The organism is Paenibacillus glycanilyticus (assembly GCF_051200795.1).
GTDB classification, from domain to species: Bacteria; Bacillota; Bacilli; order Paenibacillales; family Paenibacillaceae; genus Pristimantibacillus; species Pristimantibacillus glycanilyticus.
In genome coordinates, this window is the sequence record NZ_CP195155.1 from 2,628,172 (window position 1) to 2,644,874 (window position 16,703).

Sequence of the window (16,703 nt, forward strand, 5' to 3'; positions counted from 1 at the left end):
TAGCAGCTATACCCGGAAATTCCGGATAGCATAGATGAGTAAAAAGTTTTACACTAAAAAGGGAGGCAAAAAGCAATGAAGAAGCTATCTTTCGCACTACTATCTGTAACCGTTTGTATGTCTCTGGCACTTGCTGCTTGCGGCAACAATGAAGCCAACAAAACAGAAGAAGGAAATAAGCCTACGGATACTTCAAGCCCGGCGACTGCAACAAACAGTGGGGGAGACGAACAGGCAAGCCAGTTAAAGCCGTATAAATTAACGATGTTTTATCCTGGCACCCCTCAGCCGGATGAAGCGAAAGTAGAAGAGAAAATGAATGAGATTCTGACGAAAAAAATCAACGCAACCATCGATATCCAAACGATTGACTGGGGCGCTTGGAATGATAAAATGAATCTCATGTTCGCTACGGGAGAACCGGCTGACGTTATCTTCACGGCCAGTTGGAACGGGCATGCCCAGAATGCCAAGAAAGGCGCATTTCTCGAGTTGGATGAATTATTGAACAAATACGGCAAGGAGATTCTGGCTACGGAGAATCCGAAATTCCTGGAAGGGGCGCGAATCGACGGCAAGCTTTATGCGATTCCAACCAATAAAGAAATCGGAACAAGCCGCGGTGTAGTGGTACGCAAAGACATAGCCGAGAAATACAACATGAATTTCTCGAATGTAAAAACGATTGCCGATCTTGAGCCATTCTTGAAAACCGTGAAAGAGAAAGAACCTGGAATGACACCGCTGTTTGAATCGCAAACGGCTACCATTCCTACGTTCGCAAGCGTTCGGGATGCTCTTGGCGATGCTACTATTCCGGGGGTTATCTCTGCAACTGGCACGGATACAAAAGTCTACAATTATTACGAAACACCGGAAGCTCTGGACACTTTCAAAGTGATGCGGTCGTTCTTTACTCAAGGTTATATTAATAAAGACGCAGCAACCAGCAAACAGTCCGCATCCGATGTAGCGAAAGCGGGAAAAATATTTATGTGGCCGGAAGCACTGAAGCCGGGTAAGGATAAAGAGCTGGAAGCTACAGTCGGCTATCCGCTTCAACAGATTGAATTGACGCCGGCTTATATTACAACGGGCGAAACAACAAATTCCATGCTTGGCATTTCGAAAACCTCCAAAGACCCTGAGCGTGCCATGATGCTTATTAATCTTCTTCATTCGGATAAAGAACTGCTTAATCTGCTCGACTTCGGCATCGAAGGCGTACATTACGAAAAAGTAAGCGACAACGTCATTAAGCTGCCTGCTGGCACTGATCCAAGTAAACGAACGTACAATCCCGGTTCCGCATGGATGTTTGGCGACCAATTCCTGAATTATTTGTGGGATAATGAGGACCCGACGAAATGGGATAAATTTAAGGAATTTAATAACAGTGCCATTGCATCTCCTGGTCTTGGCTTTGTCTTCGACTTTGAGCCTGTTAAATCAGAAGTAGCTGTACAGAATAATATCGGACCAGAGTTCCTTGCCGCTTTGGAAGTTGGAGCGGTTGATCCGGAGGAAGTACTTCCGAAATTCATCGAGAAGATGAAAGCCGGAGGACTTGACAAAATTATTGCAGAAAAACAAAAACAACTGGATGCCTTCCTCGCGGCGAAAAAATAGCGCATGAAAAGAAAGAGCTGTACAGGTGACTGTACAGCTCTTTCTTCGTGTAGAAATTATTTATTTAAATAACCATTGCGATATTCCTGTGGAGTTTGTCCAATCACTTTTTTAAACATCTTGGCGAAATGGGAGAAGTGGGTATAGCCAACGGAGGAGGCGGCATTGCTAATCTTTATTTCAGGCTCCTGAAGAAGCTGCTTCGCCTTTTCCATTCGAACTTTGACAATGAAGTCGCTAAGCGAGATTCCTTTCTCTTTTTTAAACAGTCTTGAAAGGTAGGCAGCGTTTAAATGAACATGCAAGGCGATCTGCTCACGCGATAACTCATCGTCCAGATGCTCATAAATATAATCCGATACGGCTTCGATCACGCTGGATTGGTAATTGGGCTGTTCTTCATTCCACTCAAAATAACGTTCCGCAACTTGAATGGCCCATTGACGGGCATGCGAAATCGAGCGTAGAGCCGACTCTTCTTGCCAGTTAATGTTGAACGGAAGGCTTGATGCGCCTCTATTTATCCCCGCCTGGTAATAAAAGTTCAAATAACTTCCGTAAAAAGCCTGCAAGGATTGAGGAGTAGCCGAGTCCTCCAATAAGCTGTCAAACCATAGATGAATTCGCTCCATTAATTCATTCGATTTGCGAGTTTCCAATAAGACCATCCATTCCGTATAAGGCGGCAGCGTGAGCCGGCTTTCAGAAGGAGTTCCTCTGAGATCTCTGTAATAAAGAACCGTACGGTGCTTAGTAAGATTGTTTCTCTCCATGTGAAGCAATTCGCGGAACATGGAGGATACGGAAGGAAGGGGAACGGCATCTCCAATATAGCAGGAAAGATCCACCCTGAAATACGTTCTGCATTGCTGGATATATTGCGTGCATCTTTCCGTCATTTCACTTGTAAATAGGGAAGAACAATCCTCGGGACGCTCGAAAAAAAGCAAAACGACATTAGAACCATGGCGCTCTTGCAGAATCTGGCCCGGATGAGTTCCCAATAATAGCTCGCCGGCGGCATTGCGCAAAGCATACTCCAGGATTTCTTCATCGCGTGTTGTCAAGGCTGTTTGCCATTGTTCAATGCTAATCAGAATGGGAAGCACATGCATATCTTCCGTAACCGGAATATGGTAGAGCTCCGCAGCCGCCTCGAGCTTATCTTGAGCGGCAGAAGAGCGCTCGTTGATCAAATCCTGCCAGAATCGCTCGCGTAATAGAGGAAGCTGTTGATTCCATTGCTTCTGGTACATATCGTAATCGACCGTGTATTGCTTTACTTTTTTCAATTCCGTGATTTTCGTTAAAGCATTCGTTACTAAACCTTTCAGTTCATTGAAATCAAGAGGCTTTAACAGATAGTGCAGGCTGCCGTGTTTTATAGCTTTTTGAGCATAGTCGAAATTGGCATGGCCTGTCGTAATAATGGTAGCGAGATCAGGATAATGTTCATGAACAAATTCGAGCAGATGCAATCCGCTTTTGCCCGGCATCTCAATATCCGTAATTAGTATATCGATAGCATGATTAGTCAGCAATTCAACGGCTTCATCGTAATCATACGCTTCATAAATCGAGGATATCGGCATGTCGCTCCAATCAATGCCGGAGGCGATAGCTTTTACCGCAATCATTTCATCGTCGACGATCAACAAAGTAAACATAGGATGAGCCCCCGTTCCCGTACACATATATTCAAAAAGTTGTTCTCCTACTATAATGATCAGCCTCTAATAAGTATAGCAGTTAGATGACTACTTCTATCAGTTTGGTGATTTTGAACGGAAGGGAATAGTCATTATAATTTTTAGTCCGCCTTTCTCGGCGTGCTCAAAATCACATGAGACTTGATCATCGCCATAATAAAGCTTTAACCTCCGAAGCGCATTCCAAATGCCAAGATGCTTGTTATCCGAATGGGATTGCTGGGCGACAAGCTGAAGATTGTTTAATTGCTCTTCACTTACCCCGGCTCCGTTATCTTCAATAACCAAAATAACCTGGTCGATTTCATTAGCAAACGAGTTCCATTCGGCATGCAAACGTATAGTAAACGGATTGATTTTTCTGCGGAAGCCATGAATGATCGCATTCTCTATAAAAGGTTGAACCGTTAGCGGAGGAATATGAAGCAATTCCAGGTCTTGCGAAAGCTGAACGTCAAAGAGCAGAGCAGATGGATACCGGTATTTCTGTATCGCAAGATAATTGCGGATATGCTCGATTTCCTCCCTTAAAGTAATGACCTGTCTGGAGCTTGTCGTTACAAATCGGAAATAAGCAGCAAGCAGGCGGGTCATCTCCTGGACAGAATGAAAATCGTGCAGCTGGGCCATACCGTTTATGATATTTAGGCTGTTGGCATAAAAGTGAGGGTTAATTTGCATCTGCAGCTGCTTCATTTCTGCCTGCTGAACGCGCAGTTTCTCCTCATAGATAAACAGTTTAAGGCTTTTAATCTCTTCGGCCATGTTATTGAAGGTAGACGTCATGTACTGAAATTCAGTGGAAGCGTTGAGATCAAGACGCAAATCGAAATTCCCGTGAGACAACCGTCTCATTCCGCCTATAATTTGCTGCATGGGCCGGATAAGAATCCGCTGCATAAAGACTAAATACAGAATAATGATAAGTACGATAGCGGCTGGTATCAGCAAAATGACCTTTTGAAAAAAAGACAGCTTTTGCACGATATCGCTGGACGGAATAAGAATGACGTAGCGCAGATCCATGGAAGCGGATGATTTCATTATGAACAGATGCTGCTCATGATCGATTGTCACGGTGCGTTCGATGGGGCTTGAATCGTTTGGATTGGAATCAATGGTTTGTTTAATCCACTTTAATTGCCCATCCGTTAAACCCTCGTTTACAAGCGTAGTTCCGTTCTTATCTAGAATGACCGAGTTTTTTATATTGAGCGATTCAAGCAGATTATTCAGATTAAACCATGCCCCTAGCTGCAAGGTAGAGCTCGCATTATAAATGCGGATGAGGTAATGGATTCCGTTAAGTTCATAGTAGGTTGTATCTAGCAGTCCGCGTTGCGGAACCGGCTGAAGTTCGCTGCGCTCCTTCATCAAATGGTTAGCGGCTTCAAGCTTCCCTTCGTATTCCGTTGTCTGATTGGACGAAATAACGGCCTCTTTGTTTTTTAAAGAGTAAAGCATTAGCGTATCGATACCGGTCATATAGCTCTGATTGATATTAAATCTATTGCTGACTCTCACTTTGGTCAGCGTATAGTTTGTTTGGTCTGCCAAAGACAGATCCATGCTGTTCACATCAAGCTCTTGCTGCTGAACATTGATCAGATATCTTTCGGCCGCGGTCATCATATCGTCGGTTTGTTTAACGAAGTTGGCCAATGTGGTTTCATGGGCCTCAATAGCCTGACCTTCGACGACGTTTTTCGCGTAGTTGTTATTATAGAACAGCAAAAAAACTAGCGGCATGATGACTAGCAGAAACAATAGAATGAATTTAATGCGAATAGACCGAAACCATTCGTTATTCTGAAATTGTATCTTCATCTGTAAGCCCTTTCTTTAAATGAGTACCCCCATTATGAAAGTGATTATGGTTCTTGTCCAGCAATTTGTGAGAGAAGGGAATGACACGCTAATTTAAGTCATGAGAATGCTATAGTTGGTTATTTAACTGATAGAGCAATCAATGTCGGGACGATATACTCTTCGTGAATCTGGAAGAGGAGAGAGGAGGATTCAAAGAAAGGACCGGATTGGATCAAGGATTATTTTGAAAGCGGTTTCTGAAGTTTCGAAATGAATTCGGAGGGTTGTATATGTTGAAACACGCTAAAATTCTGGCTGAAACATGCAGGCCAGTGCTAATGGCATTTCTCTGTCTAATCGTTTGCTTGTCCATGTTCCCCGTTGCAGTCCCGTCGACCGCTGCGGCGGCATCCAGCAATGTATTGGCTAACGGCGATTTTGAGGAGGGCACCAACAATTGGACCGCTTCGGGCGGCAATTATTTTCAGGTGGTCGATGACGCAAGCATTGCGCATGGCGGTTCCAAAGCATTAAAGATTGAGGGTGCCATAGGCGCCTACGAGAGATATGAGCAGCAAGTTCCTGTCGAAGACGATGCTGAATACATTTTGTCGGGATATATCAAATCAGCGTCAACCGATGGTGCCGTAGAGATCTTTTTCCCTTGGGATAACGGCAGCGCGAAATGGATTCAAGTGTCTCAAACCGATAACTGGGAAGCGTTCTCCGTGACCATAAATCCGAAGACTAACAAATATTTTGGAATTAAACATGTTCGAATAGCGTTGTATACCTGGATGATCTTTCGCTCGTGAAAAAAGAGGCTGCAGGCAAGGACTATTATATGTCAACAACAGGCAGCGATCAGAATGACGGCAGCTTGAACAGCCCGTTTGCGACCGTTGCCCATTTTGTAACTCTTGCAAAGCCGGGTGATACTTTATATATTCGCGGCGGTTTCTATGAGCAAAGCACGGATATTACTTGTTCGGGAACGGAAAATGCCTGGATCACGATCCGAAACTATCCGAATGAGGTGCCGATTTTTGACGGTTCGGATTATTGGCACACGGGAAGCAGCTCCAAGACAAGAATAGCCGCTTTCTTTGGAAACGCCGGCTCCAATTATATCGTCATTCAAGGCTTGGTCATGCAAAACTACATTATGTCCGCGATTACAATCGGTTACCGGGAAAAGGATTCCAACGGGCAGTATATCGGAGCCCCGGCTACGCATTATAAAATCCGTTATAACCTTGTGGACCGCATTGGTCAAAACGGTATTTCTTCCGGTTCCGGCGCATCTGACATTACGTATGAGAACAATATCGTAGGCCGGACAGGATACGATATGACCTTTGGCTCCTGGTCAAGCGGATTAAACTTCCTGGATCTGAGCGGAGACGAGAATTACGTCCGTAATAATGTTTCCTACCAAAATATTGATGTTTCCGCACGTCATACCGACGGTAACGGCATGATTCTGGATACCAGCGGTCCCAATACGTCAGTGGTGGTCGAAAATAATTTATTTTTTATGAACGGCGGGGTGGGCATCGCGTGGACGGATGCCAGCAATGCGATAATCCGGAATAATACGCTTTATGAGAACGGACAAGATCCGGATTATGTAAATGGCCCGACAGGCATGGCGTTCTGGGAGGCGCACCATAACATTGACCTCTCCAATAATATTGTGTATCAAAGAAACAAAAACGGATTAAAAACAAATATTCCTTTTGATGAGGACAGCGAGATCACCGCAAACAATATCTCCGGCCAGCCTGGCGCTCATAATCCGAAGTTTATGGACCCGGCTAACGCGGATTTTGCATTAGCGGACGATTCGCCGGACATTGATCGGGGCTACAGCAGCAAGGGCCCTCTGGATACCGTTGTGTTTGACCATAAAGCTCTAAAAAAACAAACGACTGGTCAACCGGTGGATTGGTTCACCTTCGCACCGGATATGGATTATATCATCGGCAAAGGCGGACTTGAACATATATTTACGCCGGCAGAGCGTGAAGCTGAAAACGGAAGAGTAGATTTGGGGGCGTTCACCAGCTCCTATACAAACGCTAATCCCGATGCCGTTATTCCGGATGAGGAGCTTCCGCCAGAACCTCCTAAAGCCATAGAGTTGTTGTCCAACCAAGGCTTTGAAACCGGAGTTGCCGGTTGGAACGCGCTCGAAAGCAGCATTAGCAGCATCAACAGTATTCAAGCCTGCCAAAGCGGCTATCAGTGCATGCAGATTTCGGGTCGTTCCGCATTCTGGAATGGCATCTATCAGTCGATCACCTCTAAGGTGAAAAACGACAAGACCTATAATGTAAGCGGGTACGTTAAATTGCCTGATCAAGCAACCGCAACCGGCAAGCAAATCGCGCTCTATATTAAGATTGTCATGGACAGCGACCCGGTAAACGGGCAAGGCACGAAGGACGGCAATACGTACATGATTGGAAAGGTAACGCCGTCCGCAGCCGGCTGGCAGCAAATTGCGGGCACGATTTCCACGCCGCCATCTGGAAAGATCGAGGAATTCCAGCTCCTTGTGCAAGGAGCGCCCGACTGGAACGGCGATCCCGATGCCTATAACGATACAACGCCAATTCTTGTTGACAACTTGTCTATTAAGGAGCAATTGGGCAAGACGAAATTAACAACAAATGCGGCTAAGGGAAAACCGGATGCCATTGATGGAAAGGCTGACCGCGCCTGGGATTTTCTTAATGAGACGAAGCTGTCCGATTCCAGCAGCTACAAGGCACTATGGGATGAAGGAAATCTTTATCTGCTGATCAATGTAAAAGACGCAACGATCGATAGCCGCGATCATGTGGATCTATTTATTAATGGAGATTACGATAAGTTGTCTTCCTATGAAGGAGAGAATGACCGCATGCTGCGGGTAGCAAGATCCGGTACCGCAAGCGGAGGCAGCTTTGATGCCGCGGTGAAAGAAGTACCCGGAGGCTATATTGTAGAAAGCAAAATTCCGTTCCCGGCGAAGACATTGTCCAAATCGCAGCTGTTAGGGTTTGATATAAAGCTGACGAATAATGATCAAGAAGTCGCGTGGAACAATACTGACCTTAGCCAGTCCGAAGATAAGCAATCGCTTGGCAAGCTTCAGTTGATTCAGCAAAACGGAAAAACGGCTTATGTACCGAAGGGCACGCCAAAGCTTGAACTTCAAAGCGGCATTGACCCTTTGTGGGACAAAGGGGCCGAGCTTAAGACGGAGATCAAGACAGGAGAAAGCCAGAAGAACGGTACGTTCCGTTTATTGTGGGATGATCAATACTTGTATGTCCTTGCTCACGTTACCGGCAGCACGTCTCTTAACAAGGACAATGGGAATGCTTACGAACAGGATTCAATAGAGTTTTTCAAGGACGAGAATAACGAGAAGACGCCGCTGTATCAAAATGACGACGGCCAATTCAGAATCAATTATGCCAATGAACAGAGCATAAACAGCAAAAAGGCTGAAGAATTGGTCTCTTATGCGAAGGCTGACGAAAACGATTATTGGGTGTCGGCTAAGGTGAAATGGACGCTTGGGCATTCGGTGAACGATGTACTTGGATTGGATTTGCAAATCAACGATACGAACGGTACTTCCGGCAGAACAGGAACGCTGAATTGGTCGGATGGAACAGGTCAAGGCTGGCAGAGCACGGAGGGGTACGGTTATATGAAACTGGCATCCGCTCCGAATCATGATACTCCAGATACTCCCGATACGGGAAATGCGGTTATTGATCATGCCCCGCGGATTACCGTAACGGCAGGCACCATTGGCATAAATCCTGCGGAGTCCGATACAACTGCGGATATTGAATTAAGCGATGCCGTCCTTCGAACGGCCATTCAGGCCGCTTCAACCAACAACGCTTCTCTAATCATAAAGCTGGAAACGGCTGGAATATTAAGTCAGGCTCGGTTTCGCCTGCCGGCAGCATCCATGCTAGAGGCGCAGAAGAAGGGGATAAAATCAATTATATTCCAAACTCCATTCCTGATCATGACGTTGAAAGCAGACGCAATAAAGGAATTGGATGCAAACAAGAAGAGCTTCCTTGTAGAGCTGAATAACGGGAAGACGGAAGCCATCGTTGGACCAAATGGACAACAGCAGGGCAGCGTCTATGAAGCTTCACTATTTGTAGACGGTCAGCCGGTTCATACGTTCAAGACCGATAAATCCGTTAGTCTTCAAATTCCGTACGCCTTAAAGCCCGGGGAAGAAGCACACCGAGTTGTGGCTGCTTACGTGAATGACAGCAGCCATTTAGAGATGATTCGCAGCTCGACGTATGACCCATCGACTGGCCTGGTTTATTTCATACCGGCTCACTTCAGCCAGTTTACGGTCTTATCGTCAGCAAATACGTTCAATGATCTCGCTAGCGTTCCTTGGGCGGAAGAAAGCATTGAAGGGCTGGCCGCCCGCGGTATTGTCGCCGGTTATGGCAGCAATCAATATTCACCGGGCAAACCGGTTACCCGTGCGGAATTCGTATCCATGCTTGCCGCGTTTCTTCCTGAGGCCACTACTCAATCGAAAAAATTTAAAGATGTGAAATCGGATGCCTGGTATGCCCGCTCCATATCCGCTGCAGCGGAGCTAGGCTTGATCAAAGGGTATGAGGACGGTCGTTTTGGACCAGACCGGTTTATAACAAGACAAGAAGTGGCCGTTCTTATATGGCGTGCGGTTCAAGCTCTTCAAATGAATCTTCCTGAGCAACCGGCTCATTCATTTAAGGATGATAAGATGATTGCCGGATATGCAAAAGACAGCGTCTCCCGATTGCAAGCCGCAGGTTTATTGAAGGGCGACCAGGCCGATAGGTTTAATCCGACCCAAAACGCTACGCGGGCGGAATCAGCAGTATTGTTGTACCAATTGCTCCTGCAACTGCAAAAGCAATTCTGATTAAAAACGCGGCCTGCCAACCGAGCAGGCCGCGTTTTTATGAATTAGAAAGAGCCATTTATCGATAGTCATGAAAGTGCTTACAATGGTAATCCCAGTGTTAGAAATACAAAGGTTCTAAAATCTATTATTAAGGCAGAAGCGTCCGCTCGTTAGTTTCGGACGTTAGAGGGGGTGGAGAAATAGTAACGCAGGAAAGGATACCATTACCTTAAAAACGGAGGATGATTGAATTGAAGCGTTTAAGAAAAACAATGACCGTTCTTGCAGCCTTGTTATTCGCGGTAAGCATTGCTGTACCGTTGCCTAAGGCGCATGCGGCATCCAGCTATTACGTAGCTCCCAATGGAAGTTATTCCAACGATGGTTCTTTTAGTTCGCCATGGCCGACCATAGCCAAAGCGATGGAAGCGGTACAGCCTGGCGATACGATCTATGTTCGCGGGGGAACATACACGGGTGAAACGTACTTAACGAAATCCGGCAATGCCAATGCCTACATTACGATTCGGAATTATCCCGGCGAAATTCCAATCCTAGACGGCAACGGAACCTCGGGTGTTGCCTTTTATTACGGCGAAGGACAGCAGGGGGCGGGAAATGGCAGTTATATAAATATTGAAGGTTTTATCATTAGGAACTACTGGCGGTCTGCGATTAATATAGGAGCAGCGAGTCAGGTTATCTACCAGGAGGATGGCAGAGACATCTCGCCTTACCAAACCATCTCTCACCTCAATATTCGCAATAATGTCATAGACCGATGCGGTCAAAACGGCATTTCCATTTTTAATGCAAGCGATGTTCTCGTTGAGAATAATCTTGTCGGACGTACAGGCTGGGACCCGAATACGGGCTCTTGGTCAAGCGGCATTAATTTCTGGGGTATGTACGGAACCAATAATGTCATTCGAAACAATGTATCCTATCATAACGTAGACGTATCCAACAACCATACGGACGGAAACGGCATTATCGTGGATCTTTCTTTCCATAAAGGCGGGGCAAAGATCGAAAACAATCTTCTCTTCGAAAATGGCGGTCTCGGCATTGCGATAACGGACAGCGCTTACTCAAGGATTTTTAATAACACTCTAGCCAACAATGGCAAAGAACCGACTTATATTCAAGTGAATTCGGGACTTGTATTTGCCGGACAGGATTCTACCGATCAAGTAAACGTGCGCAACAACATTGTCTATCAGAGTACCATCGGCACGAACGGGGCCATGTTCTATGCGTTTTCCAGCGGCTATACGAATAGCGTATTCTCCAATAACAATGTCTCTGGCCAAGCTGGCGCGAGCGACCCGCAGTTCGTGGATACGAACAACGCGGACTTCACCCTCAGCGCTTCATCCAGCAGTATAGATGCGGGAACGTCAACGGATACTCCGGATGACGGGCTCGTATTTGATCAAGAAGCGCTGATGCAGACAACAGCCAATCAACCGATTTCCTGGTACCGGTGGGCACCGGACTGGAATTACATTGCAAGCAAAGGCGAAATTAAAAACTTGTTCGGATCCGTTGCAAGGCCGCAAGGTTCTGCCAAGGATCTAGGCGCTTTTGAGCGCGCTTCGGGAATAACGCCAAGCTCAGGTACTATAACTTTAAAGGCAAAGGCAAATGGCTTATACGTACGCGCGCATGTCGATCAGAATTACGCGCCATTGTTGGCGGTTGCCTCTAACGCTCAGGCTTGGGAGACTTTCCAGCGAATCGACAACGGAGACGGAACCGTGTCTTTTAAGGCAACTAACGGAAAATACGTGCAAGCCAACGCGAGCTGGACGGATGCTCCGCTGCAAGCGATCTCGGATCAAATTCAACAGTGGGAGAAATTCCAGGAGATAGTAAATTCAGACGGATCCAAATCCTATAAGGCATTAGCGACCAATCTCTACGTTTCGTGTAATCCGAATGCCAATAACGCCGGACTATATGCCAATCAGTCTTCCATTGGCATGTGGGAGAAATTTGATTAATAGAATACATTCGAAGCCGCCACTGATGTGACGGCTTTTTTTTGATTCGCAGAATTAGTCATTAGACTGTTACCGAAGGTTTTCAAACTGTTAGAGGCCGATTCAGGAGGCGAATATACTTAAGCATACGGAAAAATAAAGAACGAAGGAGTGGAAATGTTGACAATCCGAGTAGGCATCATCGGATGCGGATCTATTGCGCAATTTCGCCATGCGCCTGAATATGCCGGACATCCGGACGTGCGGCTTGCCGCTTTCTACGATCGTAATCCTGAACGCTCCGCGAGAATGGCTGAAAAGTACGGAAGTAACGTCAAAGAGTCAACTGAAGCCCTGCTTCAAGATCCCGATATCGATGCGGTGAGCATTTGCACGTCCAATGAAACGCATCATGACCTTTCCATCGCAGCACTCCGCGCAGGCAAGCATGTCCTCTGCGAGAAGCCGATAAGCGTGACGATAGAAGAAGCGGAAGCAATGAAAGAAGCCGCATTGCAAGCGGATCGTATTCTCATGATCGCGCATAATCAACGCTTTAACGAGTCGCATCGAATGGCCAGGACGCTTCTTCGGGAGGGAGCCATTGGAAGAGTATTATCCGTTCGCGTGACATTTGGACATAGCGGGCCGGAAAACTGGGCTTATGTCAAAAGCACGAAATCCTGGTTCTTCGACAAGACAAGGTCCGTATTTGGCGCCGCAGGCGACCTTGGCATACACAAATTCGATCTTGTAAGGTTTTTGCTTGATGACGATTTGTCTGAAATCGCCGCGCTTGACGGGACGCTACATAAATCCGATGAGAATGGTTCGCCGGTAGCCGTAAATGACAATATGGTCTGCGTCTTTCGGACGAGCAGAGGCGTGCTGGGTACGATGGCCTTAAGCTGGACCTATTACGGCGAAGAAGATAATAGCACGATTATTTACGGAGAAAAAGGCATTATGAAAATTCTGGCAGATCCTATTCATCCGCTTATTGTTGTCCATGCGGATGGCAGCGTGGAAAGGTATCAATCTGCCGGCATGCAAACCAATGATAGTCAGTCCGACAGCGGAGTTATCCGGGAATTTATTGCTGCAATCCTGCAGAACGAATCTTCACCCGTGGACTGTAATGACGGAATAGCTTCCCTGCGCATGCTGCAAGCGGCAGCCCAATCCGCCAAAGAAGGACGTTTGATTACTATATAAAGGGAGGAAGACATATGTTGATGAATTCTTCAGGCATCTCTGCCTATAACTATTCTGAAAATTGCCCTGCAGCAACAGGCTTGCGTCTATTCGTTAATGGAAAGCGGGAGTTTTTGTTCCATGCTACCGTGGCTTGCTTTGCATCGTTTTCAATGGAGGGTAGAGCGGAAATTGCTATAGAGACGGATTTTCCGGTTGAGAGAGTTCATATAAGACCATTAAGCTTTGGAATCGAATATCAGCAGCACGAACGATCGATCTCGTTTGTAATCGCAGAGCCAATGAACGTATTCGTGGAAATCAATGATCAGAAGTATCCGTTGTTTATCTTTGCTAATCCACCTATGAAGGATGTGCCTTCCGAGAATGATCCGGATGTGATTTATTTCAAGGCGGGGGTGATTCACGAAGTTGGCACGCTGAGACTGAAGAGCAATCAGACTCTTTATATAGAGGGAGGAGCCGTTGTTCGCGGGGTCATTCGAGCTACGGATGCCGAGAACATTCGTATTTGCGGTTATGGCGTACTGGATGGGTCGCTTGAGCCGGCCGATGGTCCGGACCGCCGTCATTTCGTCGTGCTGGAGGGCTGCAGGAATGTAACAATGGAAGGAATTATATTAATAGAGACTCCCCACTGGATGATTGTCCTGGGCGATTGCGAAAATGTTGAAATTCGGAACATTAAGGAGATTGGGCATTGCGTATCCTCGGATGGTATCGACATCGTAGGATCCAGAAAAGTTCTTGTGGAAGGCGTGTTTCTGCGCAATAATGACGATTGCATTGCGGTAAAAGCCTTGAATAACTCCGAGCCAAGAAACGCGAAACGAACCTGGGCCAATGATGTACAAGACGTGATTATCAGAAACAGCGTTATGTATTCTGCCGAAGAGAACGGCGGGAATTGTCTGGAGATCGGATTTGAATTGAGAACCGGACTTGTCGAAAATATCGTGTTTGAGAATATTGATGTCATTGCCGTACATGGATTTGGCTCTGTATTCAGCATCCATAACGGCGACCGCGCCTTAGTTAGAAATGTTCGCTATGAGAATATCAGAATCGAGCATTTTTACGATAAGCTAATCGATATTAGAGTGGTTGATTCGCCTAAGTGGAATGAGGATAAGGTAAAAGGAGCGATTCGGGACATCCATTTTAAAAATATTCAGGCTATCGAGCAGCCGTTTAACAGCGGTTATACCTGCTCCCTCATCGGGGGAATCGCCTCTTCGACGGTCGATCATATTCTGATAGAAGATTTCTATTTGAACGATAAAAAGATCAACAATGAAGACGATTTATGGCTGCACACCAAGCATGCCAATCATATTCGATTCAAATAAAAGGAGTATGGAAAATGGTAACTTATATCGAATTTCCGGAATGCAACCGAGTAACGATTGGTCAAGAGAGATTGAATGATTCACCGTTAGGCGCAAAGGAAGTCATCATCCGCAATGAAGCCTCAATCATCAGTGCCGGCACGGAATTAGCAAGGCTAAAGGGCATTGAGCCGGGAACCGAGTTTCCGGTGCGGCCAGGATACGGTTCGATTGGAATCATTGAAGCAAAAGGCAGCGAAGTTACGGATTTCGAAATTGGAGATCGTGTATTTTACGCCGGCAAGCATGCCTCGAGAGAAAGATTCGTTCACGATCAAGGACATCAATGGGGACATTTATTTAAAGTCCCTGCCGATTTAGACCCGATTGAAGCTGCACTTGGCTGTATGGTGGAAATCGCCATGACAGCGCCTAACATGACCAGCCTGCGCCTTGGAGATACCGTTGTAGTATATGGACTTGGCATTGTAGGCGTGCTTGCCGCGCTCATGTATCAACTGAAGGGAGCCAGAGTCATTGGCGTAGATCCTCTTCAAGAAAGATGCGAATGGGCAAGGTCTTTAGGGATTCAAGAGGTTGTGGATTGCCATCCTTCTTCCCAGGTGGAGGAGGTGCTTCGATTAACCGGCGCGGAAGGTGCTCCGTTTACGGTTGATGCCGTTGGGCATGTTCGCGTCATTGAGAATTGCGTAAAGACGACGGCGCCGATGGGAGAGATCATTTTGCTTGGCTCGCCTCGTGTTCCGGTGGAGGGTGATTTGAACGCAATCATGTGGGATGTGCATCTTCATGGAAAATCGATTCGCGGAGCGCATATGTATCGTTATCCGGTTCGCCCTCAACGCGGCGTAAGCATGGATGTGGAATGGGTGTTTTCGACCGCCTTCCAGCTTATTCTCGACAAAAAGCTTGATGCATCGCGTTTCATTAGTCATGTCATCAGCCCGGAGCAGGCTCCTGAGATCTATCATGATCTTCTGTTAAACCCTAACGAATATAAAGCGGTTGTGATAGATTGGAGAACTTGTGAATGAAGACAGCTCTTCTGGAACTTCATAATTTCGCTGAACAAATAGAGCATGATGGAAAATGGGTATGGAGCAGAGTCCCGAATGCCGTGCGTCTGGAGTTGAATGCTTTGGCGCAGCAAACCTCCTTTTGCATGAGCGGCTCCGAAGTCAGGTTCCGCATGCAAAGTGACGAGGTTACGATAAGATTCAAGCTGGCAAACGAGCTGCAGCCGGGCGCAGCTCTTGCGGAAATCTTTCACGGCTGTTTCCCGGAGCCGGAACCTGACGTGTTCTTGGGGATTAATCCCGAGCTGCGTATCCGAAAACCGGAAAAGCTATCATTAATGAGAGCTATAGCCGAACAAGAAGACGCATGCTTTAATCCGGAATTGGTTCGAATTTTGCTACCGATAAATGCCAATATTGCCGAGATAGAGCTTGTTCAAGGCGCAATAGCAGCCCCTCTGCCGGAGGACAAGCCTTCGTTGCGCTGGCTTGCTTACGGTTCCTCGATTACGCATGGAGCATCGGCCGGCCTTCCAAGCTCAACTTATGCCATGAAAACGGCCAGCAGCTTGGGAGTTGATTTGATAAATTTAGGGTTCCCGGGCAGCGCTCTTTTAGATGATGCAGCTGCCGCTTATATAGCTAGCCGGACAGATTGGGATTTTGCAACGTTAGAGCTCGGAATCAATGTAAAATGGGATGTTGCTCACAATAAGCCGGTTCCCGTTTCCGTGTTTGAGGACAAGCTGGAGCGATTCCTGCCGCACATTGCCAATGCGCATAAGGACAAATGGATTTTTTGTATAGATATGTTTGCCATGCAGGGAGATTTCGACGGAGATCCGTTAGTCTATCCTTACCGTGAAGCTGTTAAAAAACGAGTGAAGCAATTAAATTTACCAAGGCTTATTCATCTGGACGGATTAGAGCTCTTATCGCAAGGAACAGGTCTAGCATCCGACCTTATTCATCCATCCAATTCTGGAATGGAGAAAATATCCCATAAACTCGCTGAAGTTATATTGGCTCATATGAGTCCATCCAAAGTTTGACCGCAA

At 46.4% G+C, this 16,703-nt stretch carries 10 protein-coding genes; 8 read left to right on the plus strand and 2 right to left on the minus strand.

Annotated features, from left to right (window positions below):
• Positions 1 to 75 precede the first annotated feature (75 nt).
• The gene (locus ACR9FF_RS12110) at positions 76 to 1,629 is read left to right on the plus strand and encodes an ABC transporter substrate-binding protein (protein ID WP_435171274.1); all 1,554 of its coding nucleotides are present in this window, start codon (positions 76 to 78) and stop codon (positions 1,627 to 1,629) included.
• A 56-nt stretch (positions 1,630 to 1,685) separates the two neighbouring features.
• Here the strand turns inward: ACR9FF_RS12110 and ACR9FF_RS12115 are convergent, their stop codons facing one another.
• Both ACR9FF_RS12115 and ACR9FF_RS12120 read right to left on the minus strand, forming a co-directional pair.
• Positions 1,686 to 3,296 (minus strand): response regulator transcription factor, encoded by a 1,611-nt coding sequence (locus ACR9FF_RS12115; RefSeq protein ID WP_435171276.1) that lies wholly within the window; start codon positions 3,294 to 3,296, stop codon positions 1,686 to 1,688.
• A gap of 99 nt (positions 3,297 to 3,395) precedes the next feature.
• Complete coding sequence (locus ACR9FF_RS12120; RefSeq protein WP_435171278.1) at positions 3,396 to 5,165, minus strand: sensor histidine kinase; 1,770 nt, start codon at positions 5,163 to 5,165, stop codon at positions 3,396 to 3,398.
• A 272-nt stretch (positions 5,166 to 5,437) separates the two neighbouring features.
• On the opposite strand from ACR9FF_RS12120, the gene ACR9FF_RS12125 reads away from it, so the two are divergent.
• The 7 genes from ACR9FF_RS12125 (at position 5,438) to ACR9FF_RS12155 (ending at position 16,697) form a co-directional block, all read left to right on the plus strand.
• A complete protein-coding gene (locus ACR9FF_RS12125) occupies positions 5,438 to 5,962 on the plus strand; it encodes a carbohydrate binding domain-containing protein (RefSeq protein ID WP_435171280.1) in 525 nt (174 codons plus the stop codon).
• Positions 5,959 to 10,098: a sugar-binding protein gene (locus tag ACR9FF_RS12130; RefSeq protein ID WP_435171282.1), complete on the plus strand. Its 4,140-nt coding sequence runs from the start codon at positions 5,959 to 5,961 to the stop codon at positions 10,096 to 10,098. The genes ACR9FF_RS12125 and ACR9FF_RS12130 overlap by 4 nt, the downstream gene beginning before the upstream one ends.
• 233 nt (positions 10,099 to 10,331) lie before the next feature.
• Positions 10,332 to 12,086 carry a right-handed parallel beta-helix repeat-containing protein gene (locus tag ACR9FF_RS12135; RefSeq protein WP_435171284.1) on the plus strand — a complete coding sequence of 585 codons (1,755 nt, stop codon included), beginning with the start codon at positions 10,332 to 10,334 and terminating at the stop codon, positions 12,084 to 12,086.
• Positions 12,087 to 12,242: 156 nt separating this feature from the next.
• Positions 12,243 to 13,280 (plus strand): Gfo/Idh/MocA family protein, encoded by a 1,038-nt coding sequence (locus ACR9FF_RS12140; protein WP_435171286.1) that lies wholly within the window; start codon positions 12,243 to 12,245, stop codon positions 13,278 to 13,280.
• Between the two features lie 14 nt (positions 13,281 to 13,294).
• On the plus strand, positions 13,295 to 14,629 hold the full coding sequence (locus ACR9FF_RS12145) for a glycosyl hydrolase family 28 protein (protein WP_435171288.1): 1,335 nt from the start codon (positions 13,295 to 13,297) through the stop codon (positions 14,627 to 14,629).
• Positions 14,630 to 14,643: 14 nt separating this feature from the next.
• A complete protein-coding gene (locus ACR9FF_RS12150) occupies positions 14,644 to 15,663 on the plus strand; it encodes a zinc-binding dehydrogenase (protein WP_435171290.1) in 1,020 nt (339 codons plus the stop codon).
• Positions 15,660 to 16,697 (plus strand): GDSL-type esterase/lipase family protein, encoded by a 1,038-nt coding sequence (locus tag ACR9FF_RS12155; protein WP_435171292.1) that lies wholly within the window; start codon positions 15,660 to 15,662, stop codon positions 16,695 to 16,697. The genes ACR9FF_RS12150 and ACR9FF_RS12155 overlap by 4 nt, the downstream gene beginning before the upstream one ends.
• Positions 16,698 to 16,703: the final 6 nt, after the last annotated feature.

Coding starts and splice junctions, on each gene's coding strand:
- ACR9FF_RS12110 (WP_435171274.1), top strand. CDS start 76: ATGAAGAAGCTATCTTTCGCACTACTATCTGTAACCGTTTGTATGTCT.
- ACR9FF_RS12115 (WP_435171276.1), bottom strand. CDS start 3,296: ATGTTTACTTTGTTGATCGTCGACGATGAAATGATTGCGGTAAAAGCT.
- ACR9FF_RS12120 (WP_435171278.1), bottom strand. CDS start 5,165: ATGAAGATACAATTTCAGAATAACGAATGGTTTCGGTCTATTCGCATT.
- ACR9FF_RS12125 (WP_435171280.1), top strand. CDS start 5,438: ATGTTGAAACACGCTAAAATTCTGGCTGAAACATGCAGGCCAGTGCTA.
- ACR9FF_RS12140 (WP_435171286.1), top strand. CDS start 12,243: ATGTTGACAATCCGAGTAGGCATCATCGGATGCGGATCTATTGCGCAA.
- ACR9FF_RS12145 (WP_435171288.1), top strand. CDS start 13,295: ATGTTGATGAATTCTTCAGGCATCTCTGCCTATAACTATTCTGAAAAT.
- ACR9FF_RS12150 (WP_435171290.1), top strand. CDS start 14,644: ATGGTAACTTATATCGAATTTCCGGAATGCAACCGAGTAACGATTGGT.
- ACR9FF_RS12155 (WP_435171292.1), top strand. CDS start 15,660: ATGAAGACAGCTCTTCTGGAACTTCATAATTTCGCTGAACAAATAGAG.